Raw genomic sequence first — 13,859 nt, forward strand, 5'->3', positions numbered from 1 at the left:
TGAGAAGGGATATCCATACAAACAGATGAAGATTGCGGCCGTAACGTCTATAATCAGCGCCCCACACAGAGGTAGAACATGACTGTAACGACTTTTTCCGAACTTGAACTCGACGAAAGCCTGCTGGATGCCCTCCAGGATAAAGGTTTCACTCGCCCGACCGCCATTCAGGCTGCCGCCATTCCGCCTGCGCTCGATGGCCGTGATGTACTCGGTTCTGCGCCGACAGGCACCGGTAAAACGGCGGCATATCTGCTGCCGGCGTTGCAGCACCTGCTCGACTTTCCGCGTAAAAAATCGGGGCCGCCGCGCATTCTGATCCTGACGCCAACCCGCGAACTGGCTATGCAGGTTGCCGATCACGCTCGTGAACTGGCTAAGCATACTCACCTGGATATCGCCACGATTACCGGCGGCGTGGCCTATATGAACCATGCTGAAGTGTTTAGCGAAAACCAGGATATCGTGGTCGCCACGACGGGCCGTCTGCTGCAATATATAAAAGAAGAGAACTTTGACTGCCGGGCGGTTGAAACACTGATCCTTGACGAAGCTGACCGGATGCTCGACATGGGCTTCGCTCAGGACATTGAACATATCGCTGGTGAGACCCGCTGGCGTAAACAAACGATGCTGTTCTCCGCCACGCTGGAAGGCGATGCGATTAAAGATTTTGCCGAGCGCCTGCTGGAAGACCCGGTTGAGGTTTCTGCCAATCCGTCAACCCGCGAGCGTAAGAAAATTCACCAGTGGTACTACCGTGCCGACAATTTCGAACATAAAGTTGCGCTGTTGAAGCACCTGCTAAAACAAGACGATGCAACCCGTTCTATCGTGTTTGTACGTAAACGTGAACGCGTCCATGAACTGGCTGAAACGCTGCGTCTGGCAGGGATCAACAATTGCTATCTTGAAGGTGAGATGGCGCAGATCAAACGTAACGAAGGTATTAAGCGTCTCACCGACGGTCGCGTTAACGTCCTGGTCGCGACCGACGTCGCGGCACGCGGGATTGATATTCCTGACGTCAGCCACGTCATTAACTTCGACATGCCGCGCAGTGGCGATACCTATCTGCATCGCATTGGTCGTACAGGCCGTGCGGGTCGCAAAGGCACTGCAATCTCGCTGGTAGAAGCCCACGACCATCTGTTGCTGCTGAAAATCGGTCGCTACATCGAAGAGCCGCTAAAAGCGCGCGTCATTGATGAGCTTCGCCCGACCACGCGTGCGCCCAGCGAAAAGCTGACCGGCAAACCGTCGAAAAAAGTGCTGGCGAAGCGCGCCGAGAAGAAAAAAGAGAAAGAAAAAGAGAAGCCGCGCGTGAAGAAACGTCACCGCGATACAAAAAATATCGGTAAGCGCCGCAAGCCAAGCGGTACGAAGATGCAGGAGCAATCCAGCGAAGAGTGATGATAATGCCGGGTTCGTTAACCCGGCATTTTTTTATCTTCCACGGTAAAACACGCCTCCATACACTGCATAAATATCTGCATTGCCGGGCTGACCGCTTTCCCGGCATGATGGGCGCACAGCGCCATAATCGATAGCGACGGCGCGCCAAACGGCAGCTCTTTCAACTGACCGGTACTAAGTTCTCGTTCAACGGCAAAACGTGGTAAAAAGCTGATGCCCAGGTTAGCAGCCACACACTGTTTAATGCTTTCAATACTCCACAGTTCAATGGTGTTTTCCAGCGTAATCCGCCTCTGCCGTAGCGTACTTTCAAACAGCTGGCGGAAGACACATTGCGGTTCATTGATGATGAAGCTACAGGGGATATGCTGATCTGGCTGCGTAAAATCAGCATCCTGTAGCAGTGGAGAGGCCACCAGCGCCAGCGACTGCTCCCCCAGTTGCTGCATCGTGAGCGCGTCATCATTGCCTACGCGATAAAAAACGCCCAGATCGACCTCGTCATTCAGCAACGCATCACGTATCACATAGCAATTCAGCGACTGTAGCGACAATCTGACATTCGGCGCTCGCAGCTTAAAACGTTGTAAAACCTGCGGCATTTTGTACGCCAGTAAGGTTTCACCTGTCGCCACGCGCAGCTCTCCGCCGGGTTCCGCATCCTGCCTTGCGGCTTCACGAATCGACTCCATCACACGCGTCAGTTCATGGATATGCGGCATCAGCTTTTTCCCCTCAGTGGTCAGGCACATTCGGCGCCCTATTTTCTCGAACAGTTGCAGGGAAAACTCACGTTCAAGCTGTTGAATATGAAAAGTTACCGTCGACTGAGTGCAGCACAGCTTTTGCGAAGCCCGCAGAAACGAGCCCTCTTCCACTACCGTTTTCAGCGTAATAAACCGACGCAGATCCATAACCACCAACCTATCGAAAATCTCGAATTCAGAATTAAAAAACATTCATTTTTTTAAATATTTCATATCGGGTACTGTCTGCTAAAACAGAGGAGATGACAAGTGACACCGATGCTTTTAAGCGCTTTCTGGACTTATACATTAATCACCGCCCTTACCCCCGGCCCTAACAATATTCTCGCGCTTAGCGCAGCAACTGCACATGGTTTTCGGCAGAGTATTCGTGTACTGGCAGGTATGAGTCTGGGATTTTTGGTCGTCATGCTGCTGTGCGCCGGGATCGCGTTTTCCCTTGCGGTTATCGATCCGGCAATCATTCATTTGCTCAGTTGGGTGGGGGCTGCGTATATCCTGTGGCTGGCCTGGAAAATTGCTACCAGTCCAGCGGCGGATGAGAACGCCAGACCAAAACCGGTTGGCTTTTGGGTAAGCTTTGGCCTGCAGTTTGTGAACGTCAAAATTATTCTGTACGGCATTACCGCTCTGTCTACATTTGTTTTACCGCAAACGCAGGCGCTGAATTGGGTCATCGGCGTCAGTATATTGCTGGCATTGATCGGCACGTTCGGTAATGTGTGCTGGGCGCTGGCGGGACATCTGTTTCAGCGGGCGTTTCGCCATTATGGTCGCCAGTTAAATATCATTCTGGCGTTACTGCTGGTGTACTGCGCGGTGCGGATTTTTTACTGACCCAAATAAAACAAAAGCGGAAAAGGCCCGGCCTCTTCCGCTTGTTATTACCGGATAAGCCTTACAGGCTTTCGGTAAAGGTACGAGCGATAACGTCGCGCTGCTGTTCCGGCGTCAGGGAGTTAAAACGCACCGCATAACCAGAAACACGAATAGTCAGCTGCGGGTATTTTTCCGGATGCTTAACCGCGTCTTCCAGAGTTTCACGACGCAGAACGTTAACGTTCAGATGCTGACCGCCTTCAACGCGTACTTCCGGTTTAACTTCCATCGGAATTTCACGGTATTCAATCTCGCCCAGTTTGCTGACAGCCACAACTTCATCTTCAGCAAAGCCGGATTTTGCAACGATGCAGCGCGCTTCGCCTTTTTCGCTGTCCAGCAGCCAGAAGGAATTCAGCAGGTCGTCGTTAGCGGCTTTAGTAATCTGGATACCTGTAATCATGTGATGCCTCCCCAGGCAAAATTATTTGATTTCGGTCGGCCTAATCCCGGCCAATTGGTAAAACCATTGTTGCTTGAGTGTATATATACCCTTCGATCACCCTTCATTCTTTGATTTAAATCAATAAAAACCACACCATAAAAAGGGTGATGAATGGAATTTATTGTTTTACATCAACTTACACCATTCAGACCTATAAAATTTTTACATAAATTTTCAACTATCTTTTGTAGGTAACCGTTTTTGTAGCACGCAGGATTTTGCACTGCAGAAAGAAGCAGTTAAGCTAAGGGAACTGGAAATTCGCAGGAGAGCGAGATGGCGACTGAGTTAACCTGGCACGATGTGCTGGCTGATGAGAAACAGCAACCTTACTTTATCAATACGCTTCACACTGTTGCTGGCGAGCGTCAGTCGGGTATCACGGTCTACCCGCCGCAAAAAGATGTGTTTAACGCCTTTCGCTTCACGGAACTGGGCGACGTTAAGGTGGTGATCCTGGGACAAGATCCTTACCACGGCCCCGGCCAGGCACATGGTCTGGCGTTTTCCGTGCGTCCTGGGATCGCTCCCCCGCCGTCATTAGTGAATATGTACAAAGAGCTGGAAGCCTCCATTCCCGGCTTTGTCCGCCCCGCGCACGGTTATCTGGAAAGCTGGGCACGCCAGGGCGTACTGTTACTGAATACGGTGCTCACGGTACGGGCAGGCCAGGCGCATTCTCATGCCAGCCTGGGGTGGGAAACCTTTACGGATAAAGTGATAAGCCTGATTAACCAACACCGCGAAGGGGTCGTCTTCCTGCTGTGGGGCTCGCACGCCCAGAAGAAAGGCGCGATTATTGATCCACAGCGCCACCATATTCTGAAAGCTCCGCATCCCTCGCCACTCTCTGCTCACCGCGGATTTTTTGGCTGTAACCATTTTGCGCTAACGAACCAATGGCTGGAACAACACGGCGAGAAAACTATCGACTGGACGCCAGTATTACCGGCTGAGAGTGAATAACGTTGGCGACTCGCCGTTTTATCGCCCGGATAACGGCGCGAAAGCGCCTTGTCTGACCGGGCGGTAGAAAGTACATCATTGGCCCGGCGCGCGTTGCGTCACCGGGCTGCAGCCCTTACGCTTTATTCTGTCGCCACCACTCGGCGAGCAGTACGCCTGTCGCAACCGACACATTCAGGCTTTCCACGTTCCCGGTGCCGTTAATTTTCACGCACAGATCGTCGGGTTCGCGCGCCGCTTCCGGCAGGTAGTCATATTCACGGCCTAAGACCAGCACCATCTTTTCCGGCAGGGTCGTACTAAAGAGCGCCTGACCGCGATCGCTGGACGTCGTCACCACGGTGTACCCCGCCTGACGAAAATCATCCAGTACGTCAACAATGCTTTCACCAGTGATCGGCTGGACATGCTCCGCCCCGCCTTCCGCGGTACGAATCGCCGCGCCGGACTCCAGCAACGCCGCATCCTGTACCACCACGCCTTTCACGCCGAAGTGCGCGCAGCTACGCATCATGCCGCCCAGATTATGCGGGTTAGCGACATCTTCCAACGCCAGCACGCAGTCTTGATCCGCCGCCTGCTTTACCCATTGCTTAACGGTCGTACCGTTACGCTTTTTAATCAGGAAACACACGCCACCGTGGTGCTCAGTCCCGGAAGCTTTTGCCAGTTCGGCTTCATCCACCACATGGTAGGCTTTACGATTCGCCGCCATCCAGCGCAGCGCCTCTTTAAAACGCGGCGTTACGCTTTGGATAAACCATGCGCGCACGATGGCGTCAGGACGGCTCTGGAATAGCGCCTGGCAGGCGTTTTCACCGTAGACGCGCGTCTCTTCCGCACGCTGGCGACGCAAAACTTCAGGGTCAATAAAACTTTTACCGCTAATACCACCATGATCGACTTTCTCAGGCGTTTCATCGCCTGGCGCGCGGGACACGGTGCGCCACGGCGAAGTTTCATGTTTACGGTCACGGCTCTGATTATTTCGCTCATCACGGGCGGGGCGACGTCCACCGTCAGTGCGAGACTTTGCTGGGCGGCCTCCCCCTTTCCCGGTACGCGGGTTATGGGTGCGTTTATCAGAGTCATCATCACTACGGACATACATCACTTTGACTTTGCCGCTTTTGTTTTTTAATTCATCGTTCATGCTTTTCTCCACCAGCGCTGCGCGAAGCGCGAAGATTACCCGATGTGCATCCGGTTAGCCATGATTTCGTTTAAAAGCTTGCGACTATTGTACTCATTGAATAAAACACATTGTTGTTTAGCACAGACTCCTCGATAATATGTAACATTATAGAAACATCCCGCGCGTAGCGGGACGTCTTCCGACGTATTCAGAGGTTAGCTATGAACACCGTTTGTACCCATTGTCAGGCCATTAACCGCATCCCCGACGATCGGCTTCAGGATGCGGCAAAATGTGGACGCTGCGGTCATGAGTTGTTTGACGGAGAAGTCATTAATGCGACCGGCGAAACGCTGGACAAACTGTTGAAGGACGATCTTCCAGTGGTGATCGACTTTTGGGCCCCCTGGTGCGGCCCTTGCCGTAACTTTGCGCCAATCTTCGAGGATGTCGCAGAAGAGCGCAGCGGTAAAGTCCGTTTCGTCAAAGTGAATACCGAGGCGGAACGGGAACTCAGCGCCCGTTTCGGTATTCGCAGCATCCCGACGATTATGATTTTTAAACATGGACAAGTGGTCGATATGCTTAATGGCGCAGTGCCTAAAGCGCCTTTCGACAGCTGGCTGAACGACGCGCTGTAAACGCCACGGGGCGCATCTTGTGCCCCGTTTTCACCTCTGCCACAATAGCGTTTTTCTCCGCAAACGCTTTCTATGACCAATAACGCTGTCCTTCAGTTACGCGCCGAACGGCTTGCGCGCGCTACACGCCCTTTTCTTGCCAGAGGCAATCGGGTTCGCCGCTGTCAACGCTGCCTGCTGCCGCTAAAATCTTGCCTGTGTGATACGTTAACGCCTTCTCAGGCGAAAAGCCGTTTTTGTCTGGTCATGTTTGACACTGAACCGATGAAACCCAGCAATACCGGCCGGCTGATAGCCGATATTTTGCCGGATACCGCGGCGTTTCAGTGGTCGCGTACCGAGCCGCCGCAGGCGTTGCTGGAGCTGGTACAGCATCCGGATTATCAGCCGATAGTGGTCTTTCCTGCGTCCTACGCCGGCGAAGCGCGCGAGGTCATTTCCACCCCGCCCGCCGGGAAACCGCCGCTGTTTATCATGCTGGACGGCACCTGGCCCGAAGCACGTAAAATGTTTCGTAAAAGCCCTTATCTGGATCATCTGCCGGTCATTTCCGTCGATTTATCGCGTCTTTCCGCTTATCGTCTGCGTGAAATCCATGCCGAAGGGCAATATTGCACCGCCGAAGTCGCCATAGCGTTGTTAGATCTGGCGGGAGATACCGAGGCGGCAACCAGTTTAGGTGAACATTTTTCCCGTTTTAAAACGCGCTATCTGGCAGGAAAAACGCAACATCCGGGAAACGTCACAGCATAAAATAGCGAAAGCGTTTAAAATTATCCGGTCACTTCTGTGTAAGGGAAACCGGTATGAGCCAGCAAGGACTGGAAGCGCTACTGCGACCAAAATCGATCGCGGTGATTGGCGCATCAATGAAGCCCCACCGCGCGGGTTACCTGATGATGCGTAACTTGTTGGCGGGCGGATTCAATGGCCCCGTCCTTCCCGTAACGCCCGCCTGGAAAGCCGTTTTAGGCGTCATGGCCTGGCCGGATATCGCCAGTCTTCCTTTCACCCCCGATCTGGCTATTTTATGCACTAACGCCAGCCGTAACCTGGCGTTACTGGACGCGCTTGGCGCGAAAGGGTGTAAAACGTGCATTATCCTTTCTGCTCCCACGTCACAACATGAAGAACTTCTTGCCTGTGCCCGGCATTATAAAATGCGTCTGCTGGGTCCAAACAGTCTTGGGCTCCTCGCGCCGTGGCAAGGGCTGAATGCCAGCTTTTCTCCCGTCCCGATTAAACAGGGCAAGCTCGCTTTTATTTCCCAGTCTGCCGCCGTTTCCAATACTATTCTTGACTGGGCGCAACAGCGTGAAATGGGCTTTTCCTACTTTATCGCACTGGGCGATAGCCTGGATATTGATGTCGATGAACTACTGGACTATCTGGCGCGCGATAGCAAGACCAGCGCAATTTTGCTCTATCTGGAACAGTTAAGCGACGCCCGCCGTTTTGTTTCCGCCGCCCGTAGCGCTTCACGTAACAAACCGATTCTGGTGATTAAAAGCGGCCGAAGCCCGGCAGCCCAGCGTTTACTTAATACCAGCGCGGGAATGGACCCTGCGTGGGATGCGGCCATCCAGCGCGCAGGCCTGCTGCGAGTCCAGGATACGCACGAGCTTTTTTCCGCCGTCGAAACACTGAGCCATATGCGTCCGCTACGCGGCGATAGACTGATGATCATCAGCAATGGCGCCGCGCCTGCCGCGCTGGCGTTAGATGAGTTGTGGTCGCGTAACGGCAAGCTGGCGACGTTGAGCGAAGAGACCTGCCTGCAACTACGGCAGGCGCTTCCCGCGCACATTGATATTGCCAATCCGCTGGATCTGTGTGATGACGCCAGCAGCGAACATTACGTCAAAACGCTGGATATCCTGCTCGCCAGTCAGGATTTTGACGCGCTTATGGTTATCCACTCTCCCAGCGCTGCCGCGCCGGGTACGGAAAGCGCCCATGCTCTGATCGAGACGATTAAGCGCCACCCCAGAGGCAAGTTTGTTACGCTGCTGACAAACTGGTGCGGCGAGTTCTCGTCTCAGGAGGCAAGACGGCTATTCAGCGAAGCCGGATTACCAACCTACCGCACGCCGGAAGGCACGATTACCGCGTTTATGCATATGGTGGAATACCGGCGTAACCAGAAGCAACTGCGGGAAACGCCAGCGTTGCCGAGTAACCTGACGTCCAATACCACTGAGGCGCATAATCTGTTACAGCGGGCGATTGCGGAAGGTGCCACCTCACTGGATACCCATGAAGTACAGCCGATTTTACACGCCTATGGGCTGCACACGCTCCCAACCTGGATTGCCAGCGATAGCGCTGAAGCGGTGCATATCGCCGAACAGATAGGCTATCCGGTAGCTCTCAAGCTGCGCTCGCCCGACATTCCGCATAAATCTGAAGTTCAGGGGGTCATGCTTTACCTGCGGACCGCAAGCGAGGTACAACAGGCCGCGAACGCCATTTTCGATCGTGTAAAGATGGCCTGGCCGCAGGCGCGGATTCACGGTTTGCTGGTACAAAGCATGGCTAACCGCGCCGGCGCGCAGGAGCTTCGTGTGGTGGTCGAGCACGATCCGGTGTTTGGTCCTTTGATTATGTTGGGTGAAGGCGGCGTAGAGTGGCGTCCGGAAGAGCAGGCGGTCGTCGCGCTGCCGCCGCTCAACATGAATCTGGCGCGCTATCTGGTGATTCAGGGCATTAAACAGCGGAAAATTCGCGCCCGTAGCGCGCTGCGTCCGCTGGATATTGTCGGTTTAAGCCAGCTGCTGGTCCAGGTTTCAAACCTGATTGTCGATTGCCCGGAAATTCAGCGTCTGGATATCCATCCGTTGCTGGCTTCCGCCAGTGAGTTTACCGCGCTGGATGTGACGCTGGATATTGCCCCGTTTGATGGCGATAACGAAAGTCGACTTGCGGTACGCCCCTATCCCCACCAGCTTGAAGAGTGGGTGGAGATGAAAAACGGCGATCGCTGCCTGTTCCGTCCGATCCTGCCGGAAGATGAGCCCCAGCTGCGACAATTCATCGCACAGGTCACCAAAGAGGATCTTTACTACCGTTATTTCAGCGAGATCAACGAATTCACCCATGAAGATTTAGCCAACATGACGCAGATCGACTACGATCGAGAAATGGCCTTTGTGGCCGTGAGGCGGATGGACAACGCTGAAGAGATCCTCGGCGTAACGCGCGCGATCTCCGATCCTGACAACGTAGATGCCGAATTTGCCGTATTGGTGCGTTCAGATCTTAAAGGGTTGGGTTTAGGACGCCGTTTAATGGAGAAATTGATTGCCTATACTCGCGATCACGGATTGAAGCGGCTAAACGGTATTACGATGCCAAACAATCGCGGCATGGTCGCGCTGGCCAGAAAACTGGGATTTCAGGTCGATATTCAGCTCGAAGAGGGCATCGTGGGATTGACGCTGAATCTGGCCAAATGTGATGAATCGTGAGTAATGTACTGGAAATGTTGACCACTTTAACGGGTACTGATGTTATTATTGCTCGCTTATGTCGTCTGCATAGCACAGAGGACCCTTCAATGAACAGAGAAGAAATGCACTGTGATGTTGTCAAAATTTAAGCGTAATAAACATCAACAACACCTTGCCCAACTCCCTAAGATTTCTCAGTCAGTTGATGATGTAGATTTCTTTTATACTCCTGCTACTTTTCGGGAGACACTGCTGGAGAAAATCGCCAGCGCGACGCAGCGTATTTGTATCGTTGCCCTGTATCTGGAACAGGACGATGGGGGTAAAGGTATACTCGACGCGCTCTATGCGGCTAAACGGCAGCGTCCTGAACTGGACGTGAGGGTGCTGGTCGACTGGCATCGCGCGCAACGCGGGCGCATTGGCGCAGCGGCCTCGAATACCAATGCAGACTGGTATTGCCGACTGGCGCAGGAAAACCCCGGCATTGATGTCCCGGTTTACGGCGTACCGATTAATACGCGAGAAGCGCTTGGCGTACTGCATTTTAAAGGCTTTATCATTGATGATAGCGTCCTGTACAGCGGCGCCAGCCTGAACGATGTCTATCTCCATCAGCATGACAAATATCGCTACGATCGCTACCAGCTGATTCGCAATCGGCAAATGGCAGACATCATGTTTGACTGGGTGACGCAAAATCTGATGAATGGTCGTGGTGTGAATCGTCTGGATAATACCCAGCGGCCGAAAAGCCCGGAGATTAAAAACGATATCCGCTTATACCGTCAGGAGCTGCGTGATGCGTCATATCATTTTCAGGGTGACGCTAATGACGAGCAGCTCTCCGTTACGCCGCTGGTCGGGCTTGGAAAATCTAGTCTGCTGAACAAAACCATTTTCCATCTCATGCCCTGTGCGGAGCATAAGCTCACCATTTGTACCCCTTACTTCAATCTACCAGCGGTACTGGTGCGGAATATTATTCAGCTACTGCGCGACGGAAAGAAAGTCGAAATCATTGTTGGCGATAAAACCGCGAATGATTTTTACATTCCGGAAGATGAACCGTTCAAGATCATTGGCGCGTTGCCCTATCTCTATGAGATTAACCTGCGCCGCTTCCTGAGCCGTTTACAGTATTACGTCAATACCGATCAGCTTGTGGTGCGTCTGTGGAAAGATGACGACAATACCTATCATCTGAAAGGGATGTGGGTAGATGATAAATGGATGCTACTCACCGGCAACAATCTGAATCCCCGCGCCTGGCGTCTGGATCTGGAAAACGCCATTCTGATCCACGATCCTAAGCAGGAGCTTGCCCCTCAGCGGGAAAAAGAGCTGGAACTTATCCGAACGCACACAACCATCGTAAAACATTATCGTGACCTGCAGAGCATTGCCGACTATCCGATAAAAGTGCGTAAATTGATTCGCCGCCTGCGCCGGATCCGCATCGACAGATTAATTAGCCGTATCCTGTAATCGAAGCCCCGTCCTGTACGGGGTTTTCTCTTAGGAGTGAACTGGTGCGCGTGTTGATTCCTTTTACGGTGTTGTTTCTCTCCGGGTGCAGCCATCTGGCTAACGACCGCTGGAGCGGTCAGGATAAAGCCCAACATTTTATGGCATCAGCGATGCTATCGGCAGCCGGTAATGAGTATGCGCGTCACCAGGGAGTAAGCCCTGACCGCAGCGCAGCGATAGGGCTGATGTTTTCTTTGAGTCTCGGAGCCTCAAAAGAACTCTGGGACAGCCGCCCGGAAGGCAGCGGCTGGAGCTGGAAAGATTTTGTCTGGGATGTCGCTGGCGCGACAACCGGTTACGCTATCTGGCAAATGGCGCGATACTAAAGGCGCAAGCCCTTTCCTTTACGGTGCAACATCAGCGAAACCAGGAAAGCCAGAACGGCCATCGCGGTAACATACCAGAAGAACGAACTCTCCATACCGACAGATTTTAGCGACAGCGCGACATATTCCGCAGAGCCGCCAAATAACGCGTTTGCTACCGCATAGGATAAACCGACGCCCAGGGCGCGAACCTGCGCCGGAAACATCTCCGCTTTCAGGATCCCGCTAATCGAGGTATAGAAACTCACAATCAATAGCGCGCACATCACTAAAGCAAATGCGGCATAAGGCGACGTCACATTCTGCAACGCGGAGAGAATTGGAACGGTGAAAAGCGTCGCGAGCGCGCCAAAACATAGCATAGAAGTGCGCCTGCCAATCTTATCGGATAACGCGCCGAATAACGGCTGCACCAACATGAAAACACACAGCGCGACCGTCATAATGCCGCTGGCGACATTGGCATGCATACCTGCTGTATTTACCAGATATTTCTGCATATAGGTGGTGAAGGTATAAAAGCACAGCGAGCCTGCCGCGGTGAAACCAAGCACCATCAAAAAGGCTTTGCGATTACGCCACAAACCTTTCAACGAACCGGCTTCTTTTAATGCGCGAGTCTCATGCTTCGAGGTTTCATCCAGCTGGCGACGTAGCCATAACGCCACAACCGCCAGCACGGCGCCCAGCGCAAAGGGAATACGCCATCCCCAGGCACGAAGCTCAGCATCCTCCAGAACCTGCTGCAAAATCACAACGACCAGCAATGCCAGTAGTTGGCCACCGATAAGCGTAACGTACTGAAACGACGCGAAAAATCCCTTACGACCTTCAAGCGCAACTTCACTCATATATGTCGCGCTGGTCCCATACTCTCCCCCTACCGAGAGCCCCTGAAATAACCTTGCAATAAGTAGCAGCGCCGGTGCCCAGGTGCCGATGGTATCGTAACCAGGTAAGCAGGCAATCACCAGCGACCCCATGCACATCATGCACACCGAAATCAACATTGAGGCTTTGCGCCCGCGTCGATCGGCAATGCGTCCAAACAGCCAACCACCGATAGGCCGCATTAAAAAACCGGCGGCAAAGACGCCTGCTGTTTGTAAAAGCTGAGTGGTGGTATTACCAGAAGGAAAGAAGATATGTGCAAAATAGAGCGAGCAGAAAGAGTAGACGTAGAAATCAAACCATTCCACTAAGTTTCCGGAAGAGGCCCCCACGATAGCCCATATGCGTCGCCGCATCTCCGGAGCCTCAGCGTTGTTTTTATCTATACGCTGAATAATTTCTGCCATACTGTTCTCCTTGTTGCCAGGCTTAATCGGCCTTTTATTTTGGAGATTCAGATTACGCGAGACCCAAAAGTAAATAAAGTGTTAATTATTTGTTTGCTAATTTTTATCCCCACCGTGCCTGATGCTGGCGTTTCCGTTTCAGATAGTCTTCGTCCTGACGGATTTTATCCCACCAACCTTTGAAAACCGTTGCCGCCGCGGCCTTAATAGGATCATTACCCCGTGTATTCAGGCTGCCGTCTTCTGCATACTTTTTACCGCCTTTATAGTTAGCGTATCGCCTGGCGCGGGTGTATCCCATCTGAATAAATTTACGCGCCATGTCCATACCAACGAAATCATCCTGCTGCCGGTAAGCTTCGAACAACTGGTAGATCTGTTCTGCGGATTTCATCGCCGATGCTTCATCTTTATAGCGCCAGAAAGGAAGAATTTCGCTTTTGTAGGGTTCAACCAGTAGCACCCCCTGCTCGCCTCGTCCAACCTGATACAATTCAGGCTGCTGGCGGAAGTCAATGCTGGAAAAGTCCTGCTGGTAGTTAAAAGGTTTGATAGCCAATGAAAATCCTCACTGCTTATATAAGCACGTGTAAAGGATAGTTCATCGTTAACGATTGGGTGGGATGTACTCTTGTCGGTTCTACAAGAACACCAGCTTCGTAGGCGGGATAATTCCTGTAGGCCGGATAAGGCGGAGCCGCCATCCGGCAGTGCCGGTTGCCTGATGGCGCTGCGCTTATCAGGCCTACGGTTTTACAGTTACCGCACACGCAAAAAAGCCCGTCCGTCAGGATGGGCTTCTTCACTTGTCTGATGCCTGGCAGTTTATGGCGGGCGTCCTGCCCGCCACCCTCCGGGCCGTTGCTGCGCAACGTTCAAATCCGCTCCCGGCGGATTTCTCCTCCTCAGGAGAGTGCTCACCGACAGACCACAGATAAAACAAAAGGCCCTGTCTTCCGACAGGGCCCTTCGTTTTATTTGATGCCTGGCAGTTCCCTACTCTCGCA

Annotated in this window: 13 protein-coding genes; 8 read left to right on the forward strand and 5 right to left on the reverse strand. The window is 52.8% G+C overall.

Translation table 11 applies throughout. The features are described 5' to 3' along the window. The first annotated feature begins 78 nt into the window (after positions 1-78). Complete coding sequence (srmB, locus tag ACLJRS_RS21515) at positions 79-1,413, forward strand: ATP-dependent RNA helicase SrmB (protein ID WP_000219174.1); 1,335 nt, start codon at positions 79-81, stop codon at positions 1,411-1,413. Between the two features lie 17 nt (positions 1,414-1,430). Here srmB and ACLJRS_RS21520 read toward each other — a convergent pair whose 3' ends face one another. Continuing rightward, positions 1,431-2,330, reverse strand: coding sequence for a LysR family transcriptional regulator (locus ACLJRS_RS21520; protein WP_001670786.1), 900 nt, complete (start codon positions 2,328-2,330; stop codon positions 1,431-1,433). A gap of 102 nt (positions 2,331-2,432) precedes the next feature. Here ACLJRS_RS21520 and eamB point away from each other — a divergent pair, with 102 nt between their 5' ends. After that, the gene (gene eamB, locus ACLJRS_RS21525; RefSeq protein ID WP_000188414.1) at positions 2,433-3,020 is read left to right on the forward strand and encodes a cysteine/O-acetylserine transporter; all 588 of its coding nucleotides are present in this window, start codon (positions 2,433-2,435) and stop codon (positions 3,018-3,020) included. 61 nt (positions 3,021-3,081) lie between these two features. Here the strand turns inward: eamB and grcA are convergent, their stop codons facing one another. After that, positions 3,082-3,465, reverse strand: a complete 384-nt coding sequence (gene grcA / locus ACLJRS_RS21530) for an autonomous glycyl radical cofactor GrcA (protein WP_000627811.1) — start codon at positions 3,463-3,465, stop codon at positions 3,082-3,084. 318 nt (positions 3,466-3,783) lie between these two features. On the opposite strand from grcA, the gene ung reads away from it, so the two are divergent. Continuing rightward, entirely contained in the window at positions 3,784-4,473 is a 690-nt protein-coding gene (gene ung, locus ACLJRS_RS21535; RefSeq protein WP_000179978.1) for a uracil-DNA glycosylase, read from the forward strand. A 115-nt stretch (positions 4,474-4,588) separates the two neighbouring features. Here ung and ACLJRS_RS21540 read toward each other — a convergent pair whose 3' ends face one another. After that, a complete protein-coding gene (locus tag ACLJRS_RS21540; RefSeq protein ID WP_000997368.1) occupies positions 4,589-5,626 on the reverse strand; it encodes a tRNA/rRNA methyltransferase in 1,038 nt (345 codons plus the stop codon). A 203-nt stretch (positions 5,627-5,829) separates the two neighbouring features. On the opposite strand from ACLJRS_RS21540, the gene trxC reads away from it, so the two are divergent. From trxC to ACLJRS_RS21565, 5 genes are all read left to right on the forward strand, one after another. After that, entirely contained in the window at positions 5,830-6,249 is a 420-nt protein-coding gene (trxC, locus tag ACLJRS_RS21545) for a thioredoxin TrxC (protein ID WP_410957900.1), read from the forward strand. Between the two features lie 72 nt (positions 6,250-6,321). Next, positions 6,322-7,002, forward strand: coding sequence for a tRNA-uridine aminocarboxypropyltransferase (gene tapT / locus ACLJRS_RS21550; RefSeq protein ID WP_000183641.1), 681 nt, complete (start codon positions 6,322-6,324; stop codon positions 7,000-7,002). 53 nt (positions 7,003-7,055) lie between these two features. Further along, the gene (pat, locus tag ACLJRS_RS21555) at positions 7,056-9,716 is read left to right on the forward strand and encodes a protein lysine acetyltransferase (RefSeq protein WP_000082646.1); all 2,661 of its coding nucleotides are present in this window, start codon (positions 7,056-7,058) and stop codon (positions 9,714-9,716) included. A 114-nt stretch (positions 9,717-9,830) separates the two neighbouring features. Beyond that, complete coding sequence (pssA, locus tag ACLJRS_RS21560; RefSeq protein WP_000949286.1) at positions 9,831-11,186, forward strand: CDP-diacylglycerol--serine O-phosphatidyltransferase; 1,356 nt, start codon at positions 9,831-9,833, stop codon at positions 11,184-11,186. Between the two features lie 44 nt (positions 11,187-11,230). Next, positions 11,231-11,554 (forward strand): YfiM family lipoprotein, encoded by a 324-nt coding sequence (locus tag ACLJRS_RS21565; protein WP_001264478.1) that lies wholly within the window; start codon positions 11,231-11,233, stop codon positions 11,552-11,554. Here the strand turns inward: ACLJRS_RS21565 and ACLJRS_RS21570 are convergent. Further along, positions 11,551-12,852 carry an MFS transporter gene (locus tag ACLJRS_RS21570; RefSeq protein ID WP_000807818.1) on the reverse strand — a complete coding sequence of 434 codons (1,302 nt, stop codon included), beginning with the start codon at positions 12,850-12,852 and terminating at the stop codon, positions 11,551-11,553. The two genes, ACLJRS_RS21565 and ACLJRS_RS21570, sit on opposite strands and share 4 nt — an antisense overlap. Before the next feature lie 103 nt (positions 12,853-12,955). Continuing rightward, the gene (locus ACLJRS_RS21575) at positions 12,956-13,411 is read right to left on the reverse strand and encodes a DUF4385 domain-containing protein (RefSeq protein ID WP_000985653.1); all 456 of its coding nucleotides are present in this window, start codon (positions 13,409-13,411) and stop codon (positions 12,956-12,958) included. Positions 13,412-13,859: the final 448 nt, after the last annotated feature.

The organism is Salmonella sp. SAL00670 (genome assembly GCF_046552235.1).
In the GTDB taxonomy this organism is placed as follows: Bacteria; Pseudomonadota; Gammaproteobacteria; order Enterobacterales; family Enterobacteriaceae; genus Salmonella; species Salmonella enterica.